We start from the raw sequence: 22770 nt of genomic DNA, 5'->3' as shown, positions 1-22770 counted from the left end.
CGCACATCGCGATGGCAGAGAGAATCTATCTATTATGATTAGCAAATTATTGACCAAAGTCTTTGGCAGCAGCAATGACCGTACCCTGCGCCGTATGCGCAAAGTAGTTGAGCAGATCGGCAAGATGGAGCCGGATTTCGTCAGGCTGACGGATGAAGAGCTGCAGGCTAAAACCAACGAATTCCGTGCCCGCCTGGAGAAAGGCGAATCGCTGGAGAGCCTGATCCCGGAAGCCTTCGCCACCGTGCGCGAAGCCAGTAAACGCGTGTTCGGCATGCGCCACTTCGACGTGCAGCTGCTGGGCGGTATGGTACTGAACGACCGTTGCATCGCCGAAATGCGCACCGGTGAAGGTAAAACCCTGACCGCTACCCTGCCTGCCTACCTGAATGCCCTGAGCGGCAAAGGCGTGCACGTGGTGACGGTCAACGACTATCTGGCCCAGCGTGACGCCGAAAACAACCGTCCGCTGTTCGAGTTCCTTGGCCTGAGCGTCGGCATCAACCTGCCGGGCATGCCGGCACCGGCCAAACGTGCCGCCTACGCTGCTGATATTACCTATGGTACTAACAACGAATACGGCTTCGACTACCTGCGCGATAACATGGCGTTCAGCCCGGAAGAGCGCGTACAGCGCAAGCTGAACTATGCGCTGGTGGATGAGGTTGACTCCATTCTTATCGATGAAGCGCGTACCCCGCTGATCATCTCCGGCCCGGCGGAAGACAGCTCCGAGCTGTATATCAAGGTTAACAAGATTATCCCTAACCTGATCCGTCAGGAAAAAGAAGACTCCGACAGCTTCCAGGGCGAAGGCCACTTCTCGGTGGATGAGAAATCACGCCAGGTGCACCTGACCGAGCGCGGTCTGGTGGCGATTGAAGGGCTGATGGTCAGCGAAGGCATCATGGAAGAGGGCGAGTCGCTCTACTCGCCGGGCAACATTATGATGATGCATCACGTGACCGCCGCGCTGCGCGCCCACGTGCTGTTCACCCGCGACGTAGACTACATCGTCAAAGACGGCGAAGTGATCATCGTTGATGAACACACCGGCCGTACCATGCAGGGCCGCCGCTGGTCTGACGGCCTGCATCAGGCGGTGGAAGCCAAAGAGGGTGTGGATATCCAGAACGAGAACCAGACGCTGGCCTCGATCACCTTCCAGAACTACTTCCGCCTGTATAATAAACTGGCCGGTATGACCGGTACCGCCGACACCGAAGCCTTTGAATTCAGCTCAATCTACAAGCTGGATACCATTGTGGTGCCGACCAACCGCCCGATGCAGCGTAAAGATTTGCCGGACCTGGTCTATATGACCGAGCTGGAGAAGATCGGAGCGATTATCGAAGACATCCGTGAACGTTCCGCCAACGGTCAGCCGATCCTGGTCGGTACCATCTCGATTGAAAAATCGGAAGTGGTGTCCAACGAACTGACCCGCGCCGGCATCAAACATGAAGTGCTGAACGCCAAGTTCCACGCCCGCGAAGCGGATATCGTGGCGCAGGCCGGTCAGCCGGGTGCGGTCACCATCGCCACCAACATGGCCGGTCGTGGTACCGATATCGTGCTGGGCGGCAGCTGGCAGGCAGAGATTGCCGACCTGACCGACCCCACCGCCGAGCAGATTGAAGCGATCAAGAGCGCGTGGAAAGTACGCCATGAAGCGGTACTGGCCTCCGGCGGCCTGCACATTATCGGTACCGAGCGCCATGAGTCGCGCCGCATCGATAACCAGCTGCGCGGCCGCTCCGGCCGTCAGGGTGACCAGGGTTCATCCCGCTTCTACCTGTCGATGGAAGATGCGCTGATGCGTATCTTTGCCTCGGACCGCGTCTCCAACATGATGCGTAAGCTGGGCATGAAGCCGGGCGAAGCGATTGAGCACCCGTGGGTGACCAAGGCGATTGCCAACGCGCAGCGCAAGGTGGAGAGCCGCAACTTCGATATTCGTAAGCAGCTGCTGGAGTATGATGACGTGGCTAACGACCAGCGCCGCGCTATCTACACCCAGCGTAACGAGCTGCTGGACGTGTCGGACGTCTCTGAAACCATCAGCAGCATTCGCGAAGATGTCTTCAAAGCCACCATCGACGGTTCGATTCCACCAGAGTCGCTGGAAGAGATGTGGGATGTGCCGGGCCTGCAGGAGCGCCTGAAAAACGATTTCGATCTCGACCTGCCGATCGGTGAATGGCTGGAGAAAGAGCCGGAATTGCATGAAGAGACGCTGCGCGAGCGCATCATGGATGAAGCCAAGGCGCAGTACTTGCGCAAAGAAGAGGTTGTCGGCACCGAGATGATGCGCAACTTCGAAAAAGGCGTGATGCTGCAGACGCTGGATTCGCTGTGGAAAGAGCACCTGGCGGCGATGGACTACTTGCGCCAGGGTATCCACCTGCGCGGCTATGCGCAGAAGGATCCGAAGCAGGAGTACAAGCGTGAATCCTTCGCCATGTTCGCCGCGATGCTGGAATCACTGAAGTATGAAGTGGTCAGCACCCTGAGCAAGGTACAGGTGCGTATGCCGGAAGAGGTGGAGCAGATGGAAGAGCAGCGCCGCCAGGAAGCCGAGCGTCTGGCGCAGCAGCAGCACCTGAGCCACGTTGACGATGCAACCGAGGAAGCGCAGGCGCTGGCCGCGCAGACCGGTGAACGCAAGGTCGGCCGTAACGACCTGTGCCCGTGTGGTTCCGGTAAGAAATATAAGCAGTGCCACGGCCGTCTGAGCTAATCTCCTCAGCGTGTGCTAAAGCAGGGCCGGATGAAAATCCGGCCCTTTTTTTATTGGTGCTGCGTCTGGCGACAACCCAACCTGACCTGGCCAATGGGTTTTTTCATGGATGCACTCTCCAGCGGTGGTCTGAGTTTACCTGCCGCGTCCTGGGCAAGTGGGCCTTTGAACATGGTATGAGCTGGGGATTATTCAGCCGGGAAAACCAACACAGAACGGGGTTATTGAGAGCCTTGATCGAGGCTCTCATGATGAATGTCTGAATGAGTGCTGGTTCATCGATATCATTCACGCCAGGAAAATCATTAATGACTGGCGGCAGGACTGTAATGAACGCAGTCACCTTTCAGCCCTGAAATATCATACGCCATCAGAATTTGCAGCAGCCCGGCGAAACGGAAAATCTTAAGGTAAACAAACCGATACCACTAACTGATGGTTGTATCTGTTACTGTGCGCAGGTCGAGGAAGTGATATCGAGCGCTTAAAAGTAGTCATTATCTCAAACCAGCGCGTCAGGAAATAAAAAAAGGCAGCCGGTGAGGGCTGCCATATAGATTAACTTAATCTGGTGAGGGGGAGGTTACTTCTTCACCGGACCGACTTCATTCCAGGCGTCCTGCCAGTTTGAACCGATACCCGGCTCGTAGTGGTTTGCACTGGCGGAATAGATGTTACACCAGCCGCCAACGGCACCAGGCTTACATTCGTACACGGTATTATTTTTCGGCTGCAGCACTTTGGTACCGGATTTGTATTTACCCAGGCCATCAGGGAACTCAAAATCAACGTCACCGGAGACAGGTGCTTTGAGCATGATATCCTGCTCTTTCTGAATAACGGTTGATTTACCTTCTTCCGTCGCCAGTACTACCAGCTTGTGCATGCCTGCCGAAGCGTTAAGCACTTTAGCAGTCACACTTGCAGTACCGTCGGTGATAATGGCAGAACCCAGCCCAACCTGGTTACCGTCCTTATCGAACACCTGAGCGTTGACCGCCAGTTTTCCTGTCGCAGTGACATCAAGTGTCACGTTTGCTGCGCCATCATCAAGCTGGTAGCTGTCCTTGATATTGCTCAGCTCAATTGAAGCAGGATCCTTATGCTCAGAATGTGGAGAGACCTGAGCGCTGGTGACCCTGCTACCTTTCTTCACGAAGATATGGTTAACGCCGGCGATCGGATTTACTTCACCCTTGCTGTTTTTAACGCCTGCACGAATCTCATCCGGATACGTTGCGTTAATTAACTCTGCCAGTGCTTTTGCCCACACCTCTTTCTTGCCTTCGGCATCGGTGTTAATTTTCAGTCTGATGGTTTGATCGTTTAATCCCAGGTTTTTACCAAAGAAGCGGGCATCGACGTAGTCACCAGCGTACAGATCTTTATTAGCCTGAATTTTTCCGATGTCTTTTTCCCAGATGGACGGCACTTCATTACCAAAGTCTGCGTCGATGGTTTTGTAGAAGCTCATGGCGGTGTTATCCACTTCCCAGCTGGCGTAAATAACCTGGTAGCCGCTACGCTCGGGAACGTCACACTCATGTGTGACCTCTGTACCATTCGGGCCTGGCTTGCCATTAGGCAGCTGACCGCCCATCGGAACTACGCAGAATGGCGTCAGTTCAAAGGAGTCACGGGTTAACGGACTGGACTGATCCCAGTCTGGTTTCGTGATGAAATATTTAAAGTCTGTCGTGTTATGTTCAGCGGTAAAAGTCCAGGTGAAGTTATTTTTACCCGCGTGCATGCTGTTTTTTTCCCAGCGAACAGGCGTCTGCACATCGAGTGGTTGCCCCAGGTATTTTCCACCGCTTGGCAGCTGACCGTCTGGTGGCGTGCCTGGCTTAGGGAAGCCTTTTTCAGACTCGCCCACGCTCTGTGGCTCATTGATTACGCCACCACAGGACTGATCGTTGTTCAGCTTACACATATAGTCACGGGAAGGTGGATTGCTGATGTAACCGTGTGCCAGCGCACTGCCACTGATCAGAAGAGCGGAGACCGCCAGAGCAACTTTACTGAGTTTCATAATAAAAAACATTCTCTGTAAGATAATGAAAATAAAAAGCATCTGCGCTTTTACGAGATGCATCGCTAATTTGCCGGACCAGAATAATCAGTACCTTGCTAAAAGGGATACTTAACAAAACTTAGAGTCTTTATTCAGGGTGATTTCTAAATTAGTTGTTTTTTATCAGTGTCTTAATTATTCCCATGGTGAGGTTTTTAATGCTTTTTTCCAGGTGGGAGAGGCTTAATCAATGGCTGTCGTCAAACGTTATTGGCTCGACAGGGGTATTAATGCCTGCTTAAAGCAGGATAAGGGATATTATCTGGAATCATGCAATGGAAGACGTTTGGGCGAGAAGAGCGAAAGTACTGTTCAGACGTCACGGAAGCAGGGTTCGATTACACCGCCTGCCATATCCACCCGCTTTTTGTCACGCAGCTACCGGGATAACTTCAGCCAGCCAGTGGCCTGGCCACAGCAGTGGATGCACGCCGGCAGAGTGACAGGGTTAACGGCATAACGGGTCTGGTACAGCAGGCTGAACTCAACGCCCCTGGCGGGCGTTGTGTCAGCGGAAGGTATGGTTTCAGAGGGAGAAGGGCAGCAGATCGCTATTTTCTGCAATAAACAGCAACCCGCCCGCCGCCGCGAGGCAGGGGCCAAAGGGCAGCGGTGCATTGAACGAGCGACGGCTCAGCAGGTGTGAACAAGCCAGCCAGACAATACCGCTGGCAGAAGCCAGCAGCAGCAGCAGCGGCAACGGCTGCCAGCCCAGCCAGGCACCCAGCGCGGCCAGCAGCTTGGCATCGCCCATTCCCAGCGCTTCCTTACCTCGCAGCAGCCGGTAGCTGGTTGCCAGCAGCCAAAGCGAGAGATAACCGGCCATCGCTCCCGTCACGCTTTGTTCAAGCGTGATATCAGGCAGCCAGCCCGCCAGCTGGCAGACTATCCCCAGCCACAGCAGCGGCAGCGTCAGCGCATCCGGCAGCAGCTGGTGATCGCGGTCAATCAGCGACAGCGCGAGTAAAAACCAGCCCAGTAACAGTGCGGCGGCCAGCCGTCCATCTGCGGGAAAAACCCAGGCCATCAGCAGGCTCAGCAGCACGCAGGCCAGTTCGATCAGCAGATAGCGCAGGCCAATCTGCTGCCCGCAGCAGCGGCTGCGACCGCGCAGCCACAGCCAGCTGAGCAGCGGCAGATTGTCGTACCAGGCGAGGGCTACGCGGCAGCGTGGGCAGTGTGATGCTGGCAGCCACAGGCTAAATTCCGGCCCCTCCTGTTGCAGCACCATGCGCGGCAGCCGCCACACCACCATATTCATCAGGCTGCCCGCACAGGCACCCAGCAGGGCGATCGGCAGGAAGATCTCATTCATGGCGCTGCAGTACCAGCTGAACCAGGGTGATGCCTTCTGGTCCGTTTTCCAGCTGCAGCCGCACGGCGCGTACGTAATACTCCTGCTCCAGCTGCTGCAGCCAGCGGCTCAGGCGCGGCAGGTCAGTGGTGCCCGGGCTGAACAGCAGCTGGCGGGCATCGCATCCGGCCACCGTCAGGGGCAGCCCCTGTTCTGCTGCCAGCGCCAGTACCTCATCCTGCCAGCCCGGGCTGCGCTGGCGCTGCTGGCGTGCCAGCAGCGGCTCCAGCGCCGCGACCTGCTGTTGCATTCCGGCCAGCTCAGTCTGCGCACGCCGGGCCTGCTGCCGGGCGTCAAGCTGATAGTGCCGGGCAGCCTGTAAGCTGAGCCACAGCAGGGCCAGTAAGGCAACAGCGGCGAGCAGAAGCAACAACCCGCGTTCACGCGGCGGGCGGGACAAAATCTTTTGCAGGCTTTTGCTCATGGTTTCCTGCCAATGGTCATGATGTTCTCCTGAATCTGTATCATTAGCGCATCGTCGCTTAACGCAGCGGGCAGCGTTCTGGCAAAGCTTAAATGAAGCTGCTGCTGCTTTTCATCCCAGCGCAGCGTTTGCAGCGGATTATCTTGCAGCGTTGCGAGCGTGGTCGCAGCGTCGGCCAGCAGCCGCAGCGGTCCGTCTGCAGCGGGTGCCGCGCTGAGGGCATTCAGCCGTTCCGTCATGCGTGCCGCCGGTCGTGCCGGCTTTTCGTCCGGGAAATAGCGTTGGTACAGCGCCAGGCTTTGCCGCCCGGCCTGTTTCAGCTGGGTGCCGGCCTGCCAGCCGGACCACAGCGGCGGGATCAGCAGCAGCAGGACGCTGCACAGTGCGCAGGCCAGCGCGAAGGTACCGGCAGGGCGCAGCGGCAGCCGGACGGCAAATTCACCCTGCAGCAGATTGATCCGCTGCTGGCACGCCAGCTGATACAGCTGCCCGGCCGACGCCGGCCCGTCAGCTGCCTGCTGCCCGCTGTCGGCCACCAGGGTGGCCAGCAGCGGTGCGTGCAGCTGTAACGGGGCCAGCTGTTGTTCATTCAGGCTGATGCCCTGCCAGCGATGATGGCGGATCAGCCAGCGATCGCCCAGCCTCAGCGCCTGGTGTTCACCCGGCACCAGCGCATCGGGCAGGGCACGGGTCACTGCAATTCCCCGGCTGCGCAGGTGAGCCAGCAGCTGATGCAGCCACTGGCGGTCAACGGCAGCCAGATGAACCTGCTCACCTTCCTGCTGCAGCACCACGGTGTGCAGCATCTCCGGTTCGCTCAGCGCCTGGTTTTCCAGCTGCCAGCTCAGCGTCTGCGGCGTGATATGGCGTAACGTGGCCTGGTGAAAAATAATCTGACTGGCGGGCAGCAGCAGCACCGTGCCGGAAACGGCGACGGGTAGCGGGGTGTGCTGATCGCCGCTGTGCAGGCGGCCATCCACCTCCCGGTAATACCAGGTGAAGCACCTGGGATCGTGGCTGGTACAGTGAATAACCAGCGGCCGCGGGTCTTTAGAGCGGGACTTATCCATTTTTTTAATCGCTTAGTCCATAAAGTCGGTCAGAAACATGAAGACGCTTGTCGCGCAGGAGTAACCGGCTACGCAGACTGTTGCTGTATTGCGCTTCTCCGGTCCACATCAGCAGCTCCCAGGCCGTGCTTTTGGTGTCCACGGTGCTCAGCAGCAGGGCCGGATTATCTGCTGCATTGTTCTGCCCGGAGGCAGCCAGCATGGCGGTCAGCGTCTTCCAGCCCGCCGGGGGGCGCCGGCTCAGCAACTCGCCAGCCTGGGCCGCAGACAGTGCACCGTCAAACAGGGCGGTAAACAGCGGCAGTTGCTCTTCGGTCAGTCCGTTAATATTGATCCGCAGGCTGTCAGAGGGCAGGGTACAGACCAGCGGAGCCAGCCTGGCCCAAAGCGCGGCGTCGATGCTGCTGGCCGGGTCGCGCAGCTGGCTGGGTTCAATAAACGCCCCCTTGTGCAGTTGCGCGCTCAGCGCCAGCGTCAGTTGCCGTGCTTTGTCGGGCAGTACGTCAAGTTCCCGGAGCAGGCGGATAAACAGGCGCTGTGCTGCCGTCAGCGGCGAATCAACGGAGGAGTGCGCCGTGCTGTTCAGCTCGTTGCCCGGCACCGCAGGCGTGACAGGATTACCTGAACCCGCCGTGGACTTGTCCTCTCTCTGTGCGCCGCCTGCATGCTGCAATACGGTAGCGGCTGCGCTGTTGTTCAGGCCGTTTGCCGGAGCGGCGTTGCTTTTACGGCCCAGCGCGTTGAGGTTGAAGCAGGCCTGACGATCGCGCCACTGGTAGTGGATCACACTATCCTCAAGCTGTAGTTGCTGCGGCTGCTGCGCGCTGGGCGGCGGGGGTTGCAGCAACAGCCACTCTTCCGCCCCGCGCAGCGACCAGGCGGATTGCAGCATAAAGCGTCCGCTGTATGCCCCGTGCAGCGCCTGCTGAAAGCGATCCTGCGCGGTCACCGCCAGCAGCGTCATCAGTGCAATCAGCAGCAGCACGGTGAGTACGGCCATTCCCCGCTGGCGTTTGTTCATCCGTGGTTTTCCTGTAGCAGCGCGATATGTTTGAACTCACCCCAGGGCTGCATCGTCAGCGTCACTTCGATCGCCTCCGGCAGGCTGTGGGTGGCGGGCCAGTCGGTATGCCAGCTGCCGCCGGCCCAGAAGCGCAGCTGCAGCGAGCTGATCCCGCTGAACTGTGCGCCTGTCTGCCCGTCGCTGAGACTGACCCGCGTCAGCGTCCCGGCAGAAAAACGCCAGGCAACACGCTGCAGTGAGGAACGCTGCGTCTGCAGCGGATTCAGCCAGTTGCGGCGGGTCAGACGCAGCCGTTCTTCATCGTGATTACTGGTGAAAAAGGGGACGTCACCGGCAGGCACCTGCGCCGGATGTGCCGGGATCGCAGCCTGTGCCAGATCGCGGCTGAGCAGGGCAATAATCCGCACCTCATCGTTCAGGCGCGAGCTGTGCTCCTTCAGCTGTTCACCGTTGCGCAGCATCCCCTGCAACAGCTGATAGCCGACCAGACCGACCACCGAGAAGATGGCCAGGGCTACCATCATCTCCAGCAGGGTAAAGCCTTGCTGAATGCGCCTCATGGCCGGCTTCGCCAGCCGTGCAGCCGGGCCAGTGCCTGGGGAGCCTGACGGTTAAGTCGTACTTCCACCTCCAGAGCGCGGATCTGCGGATCGGCGGTACTGACCCCGCGCCAGCGCCAGAACCACTGCTCGCCGGCCATGGTCATATCGCCGTTATGCCAGTTTTCTGCGGGCCACTGCGCATCCAGCTGCAGGCGTTTCAACTGATAATCGGCCACCTGATACGCCAGCTGCTGGTGCTCCAGATGTCCCAGGTGGTGCAGTTGCCCGCTGCTGGTTCGCAGCAGCGCCAGCCCGGCAATTGCCAGCAGCGCCATCGCGACCAGTACCTCCAGTAGCGTCATGCCACGACAGTTCATTCATTCAGCTCCTCTGATGCCCGGCCGTTATGCCAGGTGATAAATCGTGACGCAGCATCCTGCGCCTGCAGTTCAAACGTCAGCGCGGGCGTATCGCCATCGGGTGAAAACAGCAGTGTGGCAGGCAGCTTCAGCGGGCGGCCTTGATGCAGCAGCCGCAGACGGATGGTCTGCGGCAGCCTGAAATGGCTCAGCCTGTGGCTGAGCGGCTGCCAGTGATAGCCGGGCAGAAAGGCGGCATGCTGACCCGCTCCCTGCGCCAGCCGCTGCAGCTGCCAGCCGTCGCTTCTGACTTCAAGGCGTAAAAACTGGCCTTCTGTGGCCGCCTGTCCGGCGGCATGATTCAGGGTAAGGGCCAGCCTGCCGGCCTGCTGACGGGCGTCCTGCGAGGGCAGCGTGGCGACAATCAGCCCGGCAACCACCCCCAGCAACAGCATCACCAGCATGATCTCCAGCAGGGTAAAGCCTGCTGCGCGCTGCGCCATTAGCCCTCCTCTTGCCCTTCCGGCTGCCAGTTAGTCACGTCATCGTCGGTGCCGGGTTCGCCGTCCGGCCCGGCGGAGAACACGTCAACGGCACCATGCTCGCCGGGGCTGAGCAGCTGATAGGGGTTGCCCCACGGATCTTCAGGCAGGCGGCGGATATAGCCATCGCTGCGATAGTTGCGCGGCTGTGGGGCCAGCTGTGGCTCGCGGACCAGCGCCTGCAGTCCCTGTGCGCTGGTGGGGTAGCGGCCGTTATCCAGCTTGTACATATCCAGCGCGTTCTCCAGCGTGACGATATCGCTGACCGCTTTCTGCCGGTCGGCGCGGTCTTTATTGCCCATCAGGCTGGGGATCACCAGGCTGGCGAGAATACCGAGGATCACGATCACCACCATGATCTCCAGCAGGGTAAAACCCCGCTGTTGCCGGGAAAGTGAAGAGGGGTGTGTCTGTTTTGGGTTTTTCATCACGTATTAACCTACCAGGTTGTTAAGTTGTAAAATCGGCTGCAGGATGGCAAGGACGATAAACAGCACCACGCCAGCCATCACCACCACCAGCAGGGGTTCAAACAGGCTGACCGCCAGCGTCATCTGGCCGATAAACGCCCGATCCTGCATCTCTGCGGCGCGGGTCAGCATGCTGTCCAGCTCACCGCTCTGCTCGCCGCTGGCGATCATATGGCGCATCATCGGCGACAGCAGGTGGGTCTGTTCCAGCGCCTGGGTAAAGGCGCTGCCTTCACGCACCCGCTGACCTGCCTCCTGCAACTGCTGACGGATATAGTCGTTGTTCAGCACCGTGGCAGCGATCTGCATACTTTCCAGCAGCGGCACCGCGCTGTTGGTCAGAATGCTCAGCGTGCGGGCGTAACGCGCCATATTCAGATCCAGCATGATGCGGCCCAGCAGCGGCAGCCGAAGCTGCAGGCGGTGCCAGCGCAGGCGGCGCAGCGGGTGGCGCACTGCCAGCCGGAGCAGCAGCATCAGCAGCAAACCGCCCGCCAGCAGCGGCAGCCCGACTGCGCGGGTCACGTCGCTGAGGGTCATCAGCAGGCGCGTAGAGAGCGGCAGCGCCTGCTGCATATGAGAAAACTGCTCCACCACTTTGGGCACCACGGCGGTGAGCAGAATCGCCACCACGCCGATCGCTACCGTGGTCAGCAGCAGCGGATAGATCATCGCCTGGGTCAGCTTGCTCTTCAGCTGATGGGCTTTTTCGCAGTAGTCGGCCAGCTGCTCCAGCACCCGGGGCAGATTGCCGGAGGCTTCGCCCGCAGCAATCATCGCCCGGTACAGCGGGGTGAAAATTCGTGGGTAAAGCGCCACCGCCTCGGCCAGTGACGCCCCTTCCAGCAGCGCCTGTCGCAGATGGTTGAGCAGTGCCCGCTGCGCCGGTTTTTCGCTCTGGGTTGCCAGCGCCTGCAGCGCCTGCGGCAGCGGCAGCCGGGCAGCGGTCAGGGTGGCCAGCTGGCGTACCAGCAATACCAGTTCGTTGCCGGAGAACGGCTTACGCTGGCGGGAAAAGCGTGACGACAGCGCAGAATCGGTGGGTTTCAGCACCAGCGGCGTCAGCTGTTTATCTCGCAGCTGCTGGCGCGCATCGCGCGGGCTGTCCGCGTCGATTTCGCCGCGCTGGCGCACGCCCTGTGCGTTGACGGCGCGGTAGTGAAAACGCATCTCAGCTACCTTCCTGGCTGACGCGCAGCACTTCTTCCAGCGTGGTGATGCCGTCCAGCGCCTTGCGCAGGCCATCCTGCTTTAGCGTGGTGTAGTGCGGCAGCGGCAGCGTTTTCTGCCCGCAGCTCAGGGCCTGGCGCAGCGCGTCGTCCAGCACCAGCAGTTCATGAATGCCGGTGCGCCCGCGGTAGCCGGTGTGGTGGCACTGCTCGCAGCCGCTGGCGGCATACAGCCCGCTGTCGGTGGCGTTCATTACCTGGCTCAGCAGCGGATACTCGGCCGCATTGATGGCCCGTGGCTGGCGGCAGTGGCGGCAGAGCTTGCGCACCAGCCGCTGTGCCAGCACGCCCTGCAGCGAACTGGCCAGCAGAAAGGGCTCCACGCCCATATCCTGCAGGCGCTCGATGGCGCCGGGCGCGCTGTTGGTGTGCAGCGTTGAGAGCACCAGGTGGCCGGTCAGCGAGGCCTGCACGGCGATCTGTGCCGTCTCGCTGTCACGGATTTCACCGATCATCACCACGTCGGGGTCCTGACGCAGAATGGCCCGCAGGCCGCGCGAGAAGGTCATATCGACCTTGCTGTTGACCTGTGTCTGACCGATGCCGTCCAGTTCGTACTCCACCGGATCTTCAATGGTCATAATGTTTTTCTCTTCGCTCCACACCTGGCGCAGCGCGGCGTATAAGGTGGTGCTTTTTCCCGAGCCGGTTGGCCCGGTGACCAGCAGAATGCCGTGCGGCGAACTGAGCAGCTTACTCAGCGCCGTACAGATCTCACCGGTCATGCCGATATCCGCCAGCGTCAGCTTGACGCTCTGCTTGTCCAGCACGCGCAGCACGATGCGTTCGCCGTAGTTTGAAGGCAGGGTGGAGACGCGCACGTCGACGCTTCTGCCGCCGAGACGCAGCGAAATACGGCCATCCTGTGGAATGCGTTTCTCGGCGATATCCAGCCGGGCCATCACCTTAATGCGCGACAGCAAAAAGCGGCTGAGCTGCGGCGGCGGTGACAGGACCGGGCGCAGCATGCCGTCGATGCGGAAGCGGATATTCAGTCGTTTCTCAAACGGCTCAATATGCACATCGGAGGCCCCCTCCTTAATCGCCTCGCTGAGGATGGCGTTAATCAGGCGGATCACCGGTGCACCGTCGTCGCTGTCGAGCAGATCGTTATCCTGCGGCAGCGTATCGACCAGCTGGTGCAGGTCGAATTCGTCGCTCAGCGTGTCGGCAATCTCACGAGACTGCGTATTCTGCTGGTAGATCTGCAGCACCTGCTGCGCGAAGGCTTCTGCGGTTAACAGCTGCAGGCTGGCTTCCGGCAGCACGCGCAGGGCTTCCAGCACGGCGGTGAGTGCGCTCTCCTGGCGATAACCAATCTGCGCTGGCGTGGCGGCAGTATCGGCCACCACCTGATGCTGCTGTACCCAGCTGTACGGAAACGGCTGCGGCATCATGGCTGCTCCGCGGCATAAAAATCAGCGATGCTGGCACGTATCTCTTTCAACGCCTGGTTGTTAAGGCTCGCCGATAGCCGATCGTTCAGCGCGCTGTCTGCCAGACTGTCCGGGCGGACTTTCGCTTCTTCATGACGGAATTTCGCCAGCTGCTGGTCGCTGGTGCGGTCGAAGTTCTCCTGCTGGCGAATAATGGTCGGACGAATAAACAGCATCAGGTTGCGCTTGCTGCGCTTGTCGCTGTCAGAGCTGAATAATTTGCCCAGCAGCGGGATACGGCCAAGGAAGGGCACGCTGCTTTGGCTGTTGCTGTTGCTGCTGTCCAGCAGCCCGCCAACCACCACCGTATGGCCGCTGCCGACCAGCACCGCATTTTTCACCAGACGGGTATTGAAGGTTGCGCCTAATTTATCGTCGCCGCTGCCTTCGCTTACGCTGGAGACCTCCTGTTCAATCTCCATCATCACCGATTCACCCTGATTAATTTGCGGCTTAACCTTCAGCTTGATGCCGACGTCCTTGCGTTCGACGCTGTTGAAAATATGATCGCCGGAGGTGGTCTGGCTGCCGCTGAGCACGGGGACGTTCTGGCCTACGGTGAATTCGGCTTCCATATTGTCGAGGGTAACGATACTCGGCGTGGCGAGGATATTGTTCTGGCTGTTGGTTTGCAGCGCGGTAAACAGCCCGGCCCAGTTACCGCGGTAGAAGCCGGCGGCCAGGCCGTTCACGCCTTTCATTGCCTTAGCGAACCCCCCCGGATTCAGGCCGCCAATCGGTACGTGTGTATTGGTAAACTGCGTGCCACCGCCAAATTTATTAAACCACTGCACGCCCAGCGCCATGCCATCGGCATCCTGCATCTCCACGATAATGGCTTCCACCAGCACCTGAGAACGGCTGATATCCAGCCGGGTGATGATCTCCTGCAGTTCGCTCATCACATCGGGTGGTGCATTGACGATCAGTGAGTTGGTGTGCGCATCGGCTTTCACCACAATGTCCTGAATCATGCTGACCGTCGGTGATTTACCGTCCGTCTTGTTCTGCAGGTTGGTGCTGACCCCGGTCAGCACTTCCACCAGGTTTTCGGCTTTAGCATGCTGCAGGTAAAATACCCTGGAGTTGCTGCGGTGCTGTTCTTCAGCATCCAGTGACAGCGCGGTATCACGCAGCGACTGGCGTGCCTGCTCGCTACCGCTAATTAACAGCGTGTTGGTGCGCGGATCCGCGACGGCTCTGGCAGCGTGTTTATCCTGCTGCTGGCCGTTCGGCCGGGAAATGCCGTTGAGGATCTCCGCCACCTGGCTGGCAGAGGCATGTTTCAGCGGCACGTTTTCCAGGCTGTTATCGGCGGGCAGATCGACGCTCTCTACAATCGCCATCAGCTGCCTGACCACCGCAGCACGTCCGGTCATCAGCAGCGCATTGCTCGGATCAAAATGCACCACGCCGCCCGCGCTGCTGTCGTTTAGCTGGCGCAGCAGCGGGGCCAGTTCTTTGGCGGTGACGTACTGCAGCTGTACTACCCGGGTCACCAGTTCATCACCGGCATCGCCCTGCTGTCCGGCAATAAAGGGGACGGCGGAACCTTTGGCATTTTTAGACGGGATCACTTTCGTGACGCCATTTTTCATCTCAATGGCGGCAAAACCATAAACTTCCAGCACGCTGAGGAAAAACTGATAATACTGCTCGTTGTCCAGCTCATCGTAGCTGCGCACGCTGATCTGCCCGCGTACGGCGGGATCGATAATGATGGTTTTACTGAGGTTTTTGCTGACCGTATTGATAAACTCATTAATGTCGGTGTGCTGAAAACTGGCTTTCAGTCCTTCGGCCTGTGCATTAGCCGCCAGCAGCAGCGCCAGAGTAACGGCCGCAACGCGCGGCGCTCGGCGGGCATGTCGCCAGCCGGGCAAAGAGAATAGTTGCATGATGTACACTCATAACGTCCTGGTTAGTCCGCCATCTTTAGCGAGGCGTATTTTCCCTGGTAGTGGATGATGGCCCGGTCAGGGAAAATGCGGATAAGCTCTGCGCCGCTTTCCGGCAGCGGGTCGCCCGGGCTCAGGCTGTATTGCCTGCTGTTGCTTTGTACAATCAGTAGCGAGCGCTGTGGCAGACTTGAACTGATAATGCCGGTAACCTGCACTGGCAGGTTGCTGGCGGGGGCATTGAACAGACGGGCATCGTCGCTGCTCATCAGCGCATCGTCGCGGCGGAGCCACCTGTCGTCACCGCCGCCCGGCGTCGGGTCATCGGGTTGAAATAAATGCTGTATTTTTTCTACATCACCTGAATAATCCTGGTTCTGTTCCGGCAGGTGGAATGCTTCCGGGGTGGCGAAGGGCGTATTAAAATGCAGGTGCACCGATCGCTCAGCCAGAAACAGTGCGCAGCACAACATAATGATGCCCAAGGCAACCAGCATGAAAAGCTGCCAGTTAGCCGAAAGCACAGAGAGCGATAAATGCCTTTTGCTTAACATCATTTAAACCAGTAAACGGCCAGAGACAGCATGAAGAAAGAAAACATGAAAATGTAAGGTGGCGTATCACCGGGACGCGTTTTTTTCTCTACAGGCTGTTCTTTATTTTCTTCCTGCTGGGGCGTTTCTTTGCCAGCGTAATTTTTTTTTTCATCTTTCGCGACATCAGAATGACTATCCCTCACCACCGTTCGCCACAGGTTTTCATTAAGCTTAAGACCGTAATAGGGTATGGTAACCAGCAGGTTTGCCGGTAGCCCATTACGCTGAAATAGCGAGCGCAACTGGAAGGTCAGCTGGTGATAATTGTTATCACTGATCCGCTGATGGTTTTCATACCAGACGATATTAATGATTTCGCGCTTGGCATTCACTTTCTTGATCAGGCATATTAACAGCCTTTTCTGTGACTCATTCAGATCGAGGGTGATTCCCATTGAAGGGATCGCCATGGTGTTCATGTTGCAATCAATAACCATAAATTCTTCAAAGCACAGAGTTTCTACATCGAGTAATTCCATGCACTCTTCGACGCTCAGCATCTTTTATCCTTTTTCCGTGTGTCTTTTCGGGCTGTAGATGCTAATTTGGTGTCAGTCAGTCTGCAAGGTAATGGCCAGCATGTGAAATGCCTTAAAATATCTATCATGATGTTTTTGAAGGGTTTTATTTTTGGTTTTTCTGTCATTTTTAATGAATTAAAAAGGAGTTAAACATCGGGGATCCCTTTTTCCCAGCATTAACACCTGTCATACACTCTGTCGTGCCCTGTCAGTGTATTGGCGGTTGATGGTCAGGGCAGCATTCTGCGCATGATGCCATGGCCTGCCAGCTGGTGTTTGATCACCGCAAGAATATGCATGATGACCAGCAGTGCCAGCGAGGTGCAGGAAGCCATATGCACGCTGTGGAAGAAATGCGTCAACTGCGGGTCGGTTAAGGGTGCCGGAATACTGAAAAGATTGAATACATTAATACTGCGCTCCATCATCAGAACGCCGGTGACCAGCACTACGCTGATGTTGGTGTAGAGAATAAGATGTACGGCTTTGGCTATTTTATGCGTTTTGCGCTGTGCCGGGGCGACCGCCGGGTCCTTATGCTTCAGGCAGAAGATAATACGCAGGATAAAGAACGGAATAAAACAGGTGGTGAGCGAGACGTTGATAAACCCGATCAGTTCTGCGGTGGCGGCCGACGGCCTGCCCAGAGGAATGTAAAAACCGCTGATAGTTGCCCAGACGATCACAATGGCTGACAGCCAGTGTAGGTAAATTCGCGGCAGACTATATTTCTTATCCATGATCTGTTCCTGATATAAAAATTGAGTGTGATTAATTATTCGAGCTCACTCTATTTTTTTATCTGCCGCTTGCCAAATATGATTGACTTATTTTCTCTTATTTTAATAGTGATAAGTGAATTGGCTACTGGCACAGGGATTAATCCGTTGTCTGCACGCGCGGCCCGGCGGCCTGTTGCATCGCCAGAGGAGAGAATGGTAGATTCGCCTACTGGTCTTAATCGAGTGAAAATAATGAAACAGTTACAGGTCGCGGTGGGGATTATCCGCGATGCACAACAGCGTATTTTTTTGACCCAACGTGCTGCTGATTCACATATGGCAAACAAATGGGAGTTCGCCGGCGGTAAGCTGGAGCCGGGTGAAAGCGCCGGCGAGGCGCTGAAGCGTGAGCTGAATGAAGAAGTCGGTATTGAGGTCACGGGCTATCAGCCCTACACCACCGTCGAACACAGTTTTAATGACCGGCACGTGACGCTGCACTTCTTCCTGGTGGAGCAGTGGCAGGGCGAGCCGTACGGCCGGGAAGGGCAGCCGCAGCGCTGGGTAGCACAGAGTGAGCTGGACGCCGCCGAGTTTTCACCGGCCAACGCTGAGGTCATTGCGCGCCTGCAGCGCGGTATGTAGCCGAAAACAGGCCGCGCCAGGCGGCCTGCAGAGTCAGTCTCGAAACCCTTCCTGCTCGCTCCAGTCTTCGCTTTCGTTAAGATCGCCGCTGCTGGCAATGCGCTTCTCTTCCGCCGCCCATTCGCCGAGGTCGATCAGCTGGCAGCGCTTGCTGCAAAACGGACGCCAGCGGCTTTGTTCATTCCAGATTACCGGCTTCTGGCAGGTCGGGCAGTTTACCGTCGTAACATCACTCATTCTTTGCTCCTTAACAGCAGGCCAGGTCAAAATCGAGCCGCGCGGGCACTTCGCCGCGCTCGCTGTCCAGCGGCATAAAGCGGATCGCGTAGCGGCTCTTATGGCCGGAAACCTGCGGGTACAGTGAATCTTCCAGCTGCAGCTGCAGGCGCAGCAGATCGGCACCTTCGGCGTTATCCTGGAAAAAACCGTTCAGACTGGTGTGGTTGCGGAAGCTGCCGGACTGACGGATCAGATCCAGAATCAGCGTCAGCGCCTCACGGATTGGCGCCAGAGAGGTCATCCAGCGCGCCACCTGTTCATCGCGAACCTGCTGGTCGACGTGCAGCCAGATGTGCAGCGTCGGCAGATCGAAGCTGCAGCAACCGCCCGGAATGCTTAAGCGCTGGCGCACCAGGCTAATCAGCCGGTCTTCGCGCAGCTGCTGGCCAATGCGCGGTGCCGCCATCAGCGCGGTGGCCCGGCTTTTCAGATCCTGGCGCAGCCCGTCAATCCGGCTGAGATCGACGCCGGGAACGTCCGTCCACTGCTGCAGCTTCTGCTGCTGACGGTCCAGCTCTTTCACAATATCGGTACGCAGCTCGCCGCGCTCAAACACGTCCAGCAGCTCGGCCGCGTTGCGGAAGAAGGTCAGCGCGCTCAGATGGTCGGTAACCTGCTGGCTGGCGACCAGCTGGGCGAGTAAAAACTCAATGCGCAGCCAGGTGCGCATTTTTTCGTTTAAAGGGTACTCAAAAAGAACCGTTGTGCTCATGCTGTTAATCCCGATCGCTTGCCGCCGCCAGCGCCAGATAGCGCTGGTTTAGTTCGGCAACGTGCTCTTTCACCGCATCCGGTGAGGCACCGTTATCAATAATGTCGTCGGCCACCGCCAGGCGCGCTTCGCGCGTTGCCTGGGCAGCCAGAATATTTTCGGCCTGTTGCCGGCCAATGCCGTCGCGCGCCATAGTGCGGGATAGCTGAGTTTCTCTGTCCACGTCAACCACCAGGACCCGGCTGGCCAGATGCTGCAGATGGTTCTCAACCAGCAGCGGCACCACCCACAGGCACCAGGCTGAACGCGCTAATGCTAACTGGCGCTGCGTCTCCGCGTGAATCAGTGGATGTAAAAGATTGTTAATCCAGCGTTTATCCTCTGGCGAACTGAAGATTTTCTGTCGCAGAACGGCGCGGTTTAGTCCGCCGTCGGCCAGCAGGATCGCATCGCCGAAGCGCGCATGGATAGCGGCCAGCGCCGGCTGGCCGGGCTCAACGACCTGGCGTGCAATGATGTCGGCATCGACAATATCAATGCCCAGCGCCGCAAAGGCGTTGGCGACGGTACTTTTTCCGCTGCCGATGCCGCCGGTCAGCGCCACGATATAGCGCACAGGTTACCTCCCGTCGTCCTGCGAAGGGCTGCGTGCGGCGTTAACAGGGGATTTCCGTGCGGACGTCAGCAAAATCGGGGCACACATCACAGGACAGGGTTACAGAAAGATTTAGCCGATTGTAGCGTAATTCGTTAAATTTTCGCAGTCCTGGCGGCGCGTTTTTGGCGGCATTTGTAACATTCTGACAGGCAGCCTTTTACCCCAGCGCGTCGCCCAGGTTGAACACCGGCAGATACATCGCCACTACCAGAGTGCCGACGATAGCGCCGGTCACCAGCATCATCAGCGGCTCCAGCGCCGCCGCCAGCGCATCGGCCAGCTGGTGGGAGCGGGTTTCATGCCAGCTGGCCAGCCGTGCCAGCAGCGCATCCAGCGAACCGGACTCTTCACCCACCTTAATCAGCTGGCAGCAGAGCGGCGTAAACAGCGTATGCCCCCGCAACGCCTGATGCAGGGGGTGACCTTCGGCAATATGCTGTTGCAGTTGCTGAACCGCCTCACGCCACAGGCCGGCGCGCAGCGTTTTTTCCACCGCCTGCAGGCTGTCGAGCAACGTCAGCCCGGCGTGCTGGGTGAGCGCCAGAGTGGTGAAGATCTGGCTGAGCTGGCTGCCGCGCCACAGCGGTGAAACCAGCGGCAGCCGCAGCAGCAGCCGCTGCTCGCCCCTGCGCCACGGGGGCGATCGCCGCCGCTGCCAGCGCCAGGCCAGCCCGCAGGCCAGCGTCAGGCCCACCAGCAGCGGGGCCTGGCGGCTGAGCAGGCCGGAGAGGGCGATCACCGCAGCGGTAAACGGCGGCAGCGGCGCGTTAAAGGTACGGTAGATCGCCACAAACTCCGGCAGTACAAACAGCAGCATGCCGCCGGTGACCAGCAGCGCCACGGCCAGCACCAGCAGCGGGTAGCGCAGCGCTTTCTTAACCTTCTGCTGCAGCTGCTGCTGGCGTTCCTGCTGTTCTGCCAGCTGCAGGCAGCAGGCATCCAGCTCCCCGGTCAGTTCGCCGATGCGGATCAGCGCCGGATAGAGCGGCGGGAATACGTCAGGCCAGGCTTCCAGCGCCTCAGAGAAGGGGGTACCGCTGCTGATACGCTGTTCCAGCTGCCGCAGCAACGCCTGCCAGCCCGCTTCCGGGTGCCCCTCCGCCAGCAGCAGCAGCCCGCCCGCCAGCGGCATACCGGCCTTCAGCAGCGTCGCCAGCTGGCGGATAAACGCCGTTTTCTGCTGCCAGCGCCAGCTGCCGCTGCGGTAACGGCGGCCACGCGAAATATGCAGCGGCAGCTGCCCGGCAGCGGCCAGCCGTTCGGTCACCTCAACCGCGCTGGCGGCAAAAACAGCCCCCTGGTGCAGGGCACCTGCCGCATCCAGCGCCTGCCAGCGGAACAGCATGCGCGGGATCATCGCAACAGCCCTGCAGACCAGGCCGACGCGGCCTGTTTTGCGCCGCTTACCGATACGGGCAGGGCTGGCCAGGTGCAGCCGGTGTATGCAGTAAAGGTAGGTTTAACAGGATGCCCGCAGGTTTTTAGCCGCATGAAAGCCATCTATTCTCCTCCGTTTCCCGCCACCCGGGTCAGCTCCTCCAGCGTGGTGTCGCCGCGGTTGACGCAGTGCAGCCCTTCGGTAAACAGCGTGTTCATACCCTGCTGGCGGGCAATTTCCGCCAGCGTCTCCGGGCTGGCGTTTTGCGCCAGCGCGTTCTGCAGTCGCCCGCTGACCGGCAGCAGCTCAAACAGCGCCAGCCGGCCGTAGTAGCCGGAAAAACAGCGCTCGCAGCCCACCGCCCGCCAGTTCTGCACCGTCCCCGGCCAGATATGCGCGGGGAAATGCCCGGTGGCCTCCGCCGGCTGGCGGCAGTGCGGGCAGAGCCGCCGCAGCAGCCGCTGGGCGATCACCAGCTTCAGCGCCGAGGCCAGCAGGTAACCGGGCACCCCCATCTGCCCCAGACGCACCAGCGTTTCGGTGGTGGAGTTGGTGTGCAGGGTGGAGAGCACCAGGTGGCCGGTCTGCGCGGCCTTCACCGCGATCTCGGCGGTTTCGCCGTCGCGGATCTCGCCGATCATGATCACGTCCGGATCCTGGCGCAGCAGCGATCGCAGCACCCGGTGAAAATCCAGCCCCGCTTTGGGGTGGATCTGGGTCTGGTTGACGCCGGCCAGTGGGATCTCAATCGGATCTTCCACGCTGCACAGGTTGCGCGAGGCGATATTCAGCCAGCTCAGCCCGCTGTAAAGGGTAAAGGTCTTGCCGCTGCCGGTGGGGCCGGTGACCAGAATCAGCCCCTGCGGCCGGGACAGCGCCTCGCGGTAGCGCTTCAGCAACGGCGCAGGCATCCCCAGCTTGTCCAGCGAGATCGCCTGCGCGTCGCTCTGCAGCAGCCGCACCACCGCTTTCTCACCGAAGCGGGTGGGCAGCGTCGACAGCCGAAACGACGCGGTGGCCTCATTCATCTGCAGCGAGAACTGCCCGTCCTGTGGCACCCGGCGTTCGGCAATATCGAGGCTGGCGAGGATCTTCAGCCGGGCGATCAGCGGCGCGCTGCCGGCGTTGCCGCTGCCCGGCAACGGCTGCAGCACGCCGTCCACCCGCAGGCGGATGCGCACGCCGCTCTCCTGCGGTTCAATATGCACGTCGGAAGCGCGTTTCTGTAACGCCATCTGCAGCAGCGCGTTGACCTTATCCACGGTACCGCCGTCGTGCTCCTGATGCTGCTCTTTTGCCACGTGGCGGGCGGCGGGAGCTTCCCGCTGGATAAACTGCTCCAGCCGGGCCTGCGGCCAGCACTCCACTTCAATCGCGCAGTTAGTGGCGAAGCGCAGTGCGGTCATCATCTCGTTCGAGGGCGTTTCGGCCAGCGCGATATGCAGCCGCTGCGGGGTACACTCGACGATTACCGCCTGATAGCGCTGGCAGATCGATTCAACGGCGCGACGGGTGGCGGGGCTCATGGTTTCTCCTCCACGTCATCGAAGCGGAACAGCGCCTGGCAGGCCTCTTTCAGGCTGGCGTTGTCGCTGGCGCAGCTGCGCTGCCAGCTGAGCATGCCGTCTTCGCTGTGCCACTGCGGTTTCAGCGTAACGCTCAGGCCCTGCAGGTTCTCCTGGCCGGTCAGCAGCAGGGTACCTGCCACCACGGTCAGCTGTGACACGTAGCGGGAAGTGCGCGCGGCCGGAACACCGTTGGTCCCGGCGCTGCAGCTGCCGGCACCGCCGTGCTCAATGGCGCACAGCTCAACGGCGGTTTTATACGGCATCGCGGTTTGCAGCATATCGGTCAGCGCCGCCTTCTGCAGATAGCCCTGATAAGCGGGCAGCCCGATGGCGCTGAGAATGGCGACGATCGCGATGACGATCATCAGTTCAATCAGGGTAAAGCCCTGTTGCAGACGCATGGTAAACCTCCTTGTGGTTAACAGAAGGGCACCATAGCGCCGGGAAAAGGGGGCAGCCAGCGGCCGGTTGCGGGGTTCAGAGGCGCTGCGCAAACAGAATTTGTAGCTTGCAGCTTTCACTCTCATAG

The 22770-nt window shown here is 59.3% G+C and carries 23 protein-coding genes and 1 pseudogene; 3 read left to right on the top strand and 21 right to left on the bottom strand.

The genetic code is table 11. The features are described 5' to 3' along the window. Positions 1 to 34 precede the first annotated feature (34 nt). Both secA and NV64_RS04435 read left to right on the top strand, forming a co-directional pair. Entirely contained in the window at positions 35 to 2740 is a 2706-nt protein-coding gene (gene secA / locus NV64_RS04440; RefSeq protein ID WP_056236036.1) for a preprotein translocase subunit SecA, read from the top strand. A 131-nt stretch (positions 2741 to 2871) separates the two neighbouring features. Continuing rightward, positions 2872 to 3149, top strand: a pseudogene (locus NV64_RS04435) (transposase); the annotation flags it as partial. A 174-nt stretch (positions 3150 to 3323) separates the two neighbouring features. On the opposite strand, the gene gbpA reads toward NV64_RS04435, so the two are convergent. The 15 genes from gbpA to NV64_RS04360 form a co-directional block, all read right to left on the bottom strand. Next, a complete protein-coding gene (gene gbpA / locus NV64_RS04430; protein ID WP_101505408.1) occupies positions 3324 to 4835 on the bottom strand; it encodes an N-acetylglucosamine-binding protein GbpA in 1512 nt (503 codons plus the stop codon). Between the two features lie 505 nt (positions 4836 to 5340). Beyond that, positions 5341 to 6129, bottom strand: a complete 789-nt coding sequence (locus NV64_RS04425; RefSeq protein ID WP_101505407.1) for an A24 family peptidase — start codon at positions 6127 to 6129, stop codon at positions 5341 to 5343. Next, the gene (gspM, locus tag NV64_RS04420) at positions 6122 to 6592 is read right to left on the bottom strand and encodes a type II secretion system protein GspM (RefSeq protein ID WP_101505406.1); all 471 of its coding nucleotides are present in this window, start codon (positions 6590 to 6592) and stop codon (positions 6122 to 6124) included. The genes NV64_RS04425 and gspM overlap by 8 nt, the downstream gene beginning before the upstream one ends. After that, positions 6589 to 7662 carry a type II secretion system protein GspL gene (gene gspL, locus NV64_RS04415; RefSeq protein WP_056236048.1) on the bottom strand — a complete coding sequence of 358 codons (1074 nt, stop codon included), beginning with the start codon at positions 7660 to 7662 and terminating at the stop codon, positions 6589 to 6591. Before gspL ends, gspM begins: the two co-directional genes overlap by 4 nt. A 4-nt stretch (positions 7663 to 7666) precedes the next feature. Then, complete coding sequence (locus NV64_RS04410) at positions 7667 to 8683, bottom strand: type II secretion system protein GspK (RefSeq protein WP_101505405.1); 1017 nt, start codon at positions 8681 to 8683, stop codon at positions 7667 to 7669. Then, positions 8680 to 9246 carry a type II secretion system minor pseudopilin GspJ gene (gene gspJ / locus NV64_RS04405; RefSeq protein WP_101505404.1) on the bottom strand — a complete coding sequence of 189 codons (567 nt, stop codon included), beginning with the start codon at positions 9244 to 9246 and terminating at the stop codon, positions 8680 to 8682. The genes NV64_RS04410 and gspJ overlap by 4 nt, the downstream gene beginning before the upstream one ends. After that, complete coding sequence (gene gspI, locus NV64_RS04400) at positions 9243 to 9605, bottom strand: type II secretion system minor pseudopilin GspI (protein ID WP_056236057.1); 363 nt, start codon at positions 9603 to 9605, stop codon at positions 9243 to 9245. Before gspI ends, gspJ begins: the two co-directional genes overlap by 4 nt. Next, the gene (gspH, locus tag NV64_RS04395; RefSeq protein WP_056236061.1) at positions 9602 to 10090 is read right to left on the bottom strand and encodes a type II secretion system minor pseudopilin GspH; all 489 of its coding nucleotides are present in this window, start codon (positions 10088 to 10090) and stop codon (positions 9602 to 9604) included. Before gspH ends, gspI begins: the two co-directional genes overlap by 4 nt. Continuing rightward, positions 10090 to 10557 (bottom strand): type II secretion system major pseudopilin GspG, encoded by a 468-nt coding sequence (gene gspG, locus NV64_RS04390; RefSeq protein WP_056236065.1) that lies wholly within the window; start codon positions 10555 to 10557, stop codon positions 10090 to 10092. Before gspG ends, gspH begins: the two co-directional genes overlap by 1 nt. Positions 10558 to 10563: 6 nt before the next feature. Beyond that, the gene (gene gspF / locus NV64_RS04385; protein WP_056236068.1) at positions 10564 to 11769 is read right to left on the bottom strand and encodes a type II secretion system inner membrane protein GspF; all 1206 of its coding nucleotides are present in this window, start codon (positions 11767 to 11769) and stop codon (positions 10564 to 10566) included. Position 11770: 1 nt separating this feature from the next. After that, complete coding sequence (gene gspE / locus NV64_RS04380) at positions 11771 to 13225, bottom strand: type II secretion system ATPase GspE (protein ID WP_056236070.1); 1455 nt, start codon at positions 13223 to 13225, stop codon at positions 11771 to 11773. Further along, a complete protein-coding gene (gene gspD / locus NV64_RS04375) occupies positions 13222 to 15162 on the bottom strand; it encodes a type II secretion system secretin GspD (RefSeq protein WP_056236392.1) in 1941 nt (646 codons plus the stop codon). Before gspD ends, gspE (NV64_RS04380) begins: the two co-directional genes overlap by 4 nt. A gap of 23 nt (positions 15163 to 15185) precedes the next feature. Continuing rightward, complete coding sequence (locus NV64_RS04370) at positions 15186 to 15719, bottom strand: type II secretion system protein N (RefSeq protein ID WP_082502337.1); 534 nt, start codon at positions 15717 to 15719, stop codon at positions 15186 to 15188. Beyond that, positions 15716 to 16258 carry a hypothetical protein gene (locus NV64_RS04365; protein ID WP_056236076.1) on the bottom strand — a complete coding sequence of 181 codons (543 nt, stop codon included), beginning with the start codon at positions 16256 to 16258 and terminating at the stop codon, positions 15716 to 15718. The genes NV64_RS04370 and NV64_RS04365 overlap by 4 nt, the downstream gene beginning before the upstream one ends. Positions 16259 to 16509: 251 nt before the next feature. Then, positions 16510 to 17019 (bottom strand): cytochrome b, encoded by a 510-nt coding sequence (locus tag NV64_RS04360; RefSeq protein ID WP_056236079.1) that lies wholly within the window; start codon positions 17017 to 17019, stop codon positions 16510 to 16512. 234 nt (positions 17020 to 17253) lie between these two features. Between NV64_RS04360 and mutT the strand changes: the two genes are divergently transcribed. Continuing rightward, positions 17254 to 17646, top strand: coding sequence for an 8-oxo-dGTP diphosphatase MutT (gene mutT, locus NV64_RS04355; RefSeq protein WP_056236081.1), 393 nt, complete (start codon positions 17254 to 17256; stop codon positions 17644 to 17646). A 33-nt stretch (positions 17647 to 17679) separates the two neighbouring features. Here mutT and yacG read toward each other — a convergent pair whose 3' ends face one another. The 6 genes from yacG to ppdD all read right to left on the bottom strand — a co-directional run bounded on the left by yacG (position 17680) and on the right by ppdD (position 22642). Next, a complete protein-coding gene (gene yacG / locus NV64_RS04350; RefSeq protein WP_101505403.1) occupies positions 17680 to 17883 on the bottom strand; it encodes a DNA gyrase inhibitor YacG in 204 nt (67 codons plus the stop codon). Between the two features lie 10 nt (positions 17884 to 17893). Then, on the bottom strand, positions 17894 to 18637 hold the full coding sequence (zapD, locus tag NV64_RS04345; RefSeq protein WP_056236088.1) for a cell division protein ZapD: 744 nt from the start codon (positions 18635 to 18637) through the stop codon (positions 17894 to 17896). A gap of 4 nt (positions 18638 to 18641) precedes the next feature. Then, positions 18642 to 19253 (bottom strand): dephospho-CoA kinase, encoded by a 612-nt coding sequence (coaE, locus tag NV64_RS04340; RefSeq protein WP_056236090.1) that lies wholly within the window; start codon positions 19251 to 19253, stop codon positions 18642 to 18644. Positions 19254 to 19452: 199 nt separating this feature from the next. Further along, on the bottom strand, positions 19453 to 20652 hold the full coding sequence (hofC, locus tag NV64_RS04335; RefSeq protein ID WP_101505402.1) for a protein transport protein HofC: 1200 nt from the start codon (positions 20650 to 20652) through the stop codon (positions 19453 to 19455). Positions 20653 to 20795: 143 nt separating this feature from the next. Next, entirely contained in the window at positions 20796 to 22199 is a 1404-nt protein-coding gene (gene gspE, locus NV64_RS04330) for a type II secretion system protein GspE (RefSeq protein WP_101505401.1), read from the bottom strand. After that, on the bottom strand, positions 22196 to 22642 hold the full coding sequence (gene ppdD, locus NV64_RS04325) for a prepilin peptidase-dependent pilin (RefSeq protein WP_101505400.1): 447 nt from the start codon (positions 22640 to 22642) through the stop codon (positions 22196 to 22198). Before ppdD ends, gspE (NV64_RS04330) begins: the two co-directional genes overlap by 4 nt. Between the last annotated feature and the right edge of the window lie 128 nt (positions 22643 to 22770).

This window comes from Erwinia sp. B116 (assembly GCF_002865965.1).
Classification (GTDB): Bacteria; Pseudomonadota; Gammaproteobacteria; order Enterobacterales; family Enterobacteriaceae; genus Erwinia.
Note: the sequence above shows the minus strand (reverse complement) of the source record. Positions and strands in the feature narration are given on the sequence as shown.

Coding starts and splice junctions, on each gene's coding strand:
- yacG (WP_101505403.1), bottom strand. CDS start 17,883: ATGAGTGATGTTACGACGGTAAACTGCCCGACCTGCCAGAAGCCGGTA.
- NV64_RS04410 (WP_101505405.1), bottom strand. CDS start 8,683: ATGAACAAACGCCAGCGGGGAATGGCCGTACTCACCGTGCTGCTGCTG.
- gspD (WP_056236392.1), bottom strand. CDS start 15,162: ATGCAACTATTCTCTTTGCCCGGCTGGCGACATGCCCGCCGAGCGCCG.
- gspG (WP_056236065.1), bottom strand. CDS start 10,557: ATGAAAAACCCAAAACAGACACACCCCTCTTCACTTTCCCGGCAACAG.
- gspM (WP_101505406.1), bottom strand. CDS start 6,592: ATGAGCAAAAGCCTGCAAAAGATTTTGTCCCGCCCGCCGCGTGAACGC.
- NV64_RS04370 (WP_082502337.1), bottom strand. CDS start 15,719: ATGATGTTAAGCAAAAGGCATTTATCGCTCTCTGTGCTTTCGGCTAAC.
- ppdD (WP_101505400.1), bottom strand. CDS start 22,642: ATGCGTCTGCAACAGGGCTTTACCCTGATTGAACTGATGATCGTCATC.
- NV64_RS04425 (WP_101505407.1), bottom strand. CDS start 6,129: ATGAATGAGATCTTCCTGCCGATCGCCCTGCTGGGTGCCTGTGCGGGC.
- gspL (WP_056236048.1), bottom strand. CDS start 7,662: ATGGATAAGTCCCGCTCTAAAGACCCGCGGCCGCTGGTTATTCACTGT.
- zapD (WP_056236088.1), bottom strand. CDS start 18,637: ATGAGCACAACGGTTCTTTTTGAGTACCCTTTAAACGAAAAAATGCGC.
- gspI (WP_056236057.1), bottom strand. CDS start 9,605: ATGAACTGTCGTGGCATGACGCTACTGGAGGTACTGGTCGCGATGGCG.
- mutT (WP_056236081.1), top strand. CDS start 17,254: ATGAAACAGTTACAGGTCGCGGTGGGGATTATCCGCGATGCACAACAG.
- gspH (WP_056236061.1), bottom strand. CDS start 10,090: ATGGCGCAGCGCGCAGCAGGCTTTACCCTGCTGGAGATCATGCTGGTG.
- NV64_RS04360 (WP_056236079.1), bottom strand. CDS start 17,019: ATGGATAAGAAATATAGTCTGCCGCGAATTTACCTACACTGGCTGTCA.
- gspE (WP_056236070.1), bottom strand. CDS start 13,225: ATGATGCCGCAGCCGTTTCCGTACAGCTGGGTACAGCAGCATCAGGTG.
- gspE (WP_101505401.1), bottom strand. CDS start 22,199: ATGAGCCCCGCCACCCGTCGCGCCGTTGAATCGATCTGCCAGCGCTAT.
- secA (WP_056236036.1), top strand. CDS start 35: ATGATTAGCAAATTATTGACCAAAGTCTTTGGCAGCAGCAATGACCGT.
- hofC (WP_101505402.1), bottom strand. CDS start 20,652: ATGATCCCGCGCATGCTGTTCCGCTGGCAGGCGCTGGATGCGGCAGGT.
- NV64_RS04365 (WP_056236076.1), bottom strand. CDS start 16,258: ATGCTGAGCGTCGAAGAGTGCATGGAATTACTCGATGTAGAAACTCTG.
- gspF (WP_056236068.1), bottom strand. CDS start 11,769: ATGCGTTTTCACTACCGCGCCGTCAACGCACAGGGCGTGCGCCAGCGC.
- gbpA (WP_101505408.1), bottom strand. CDS start 4,835: ATGCATCTCGTAAAAGCGCAGATGCTTTTTATTTTCATTATCTTACAG.
- gspJ (WP_101505404.1), bottom strand. CDS start 9,246: ATGAGGCGCATTCAGCAAGGCTTTACCCTGCTGGAGATGATGGTAGCC.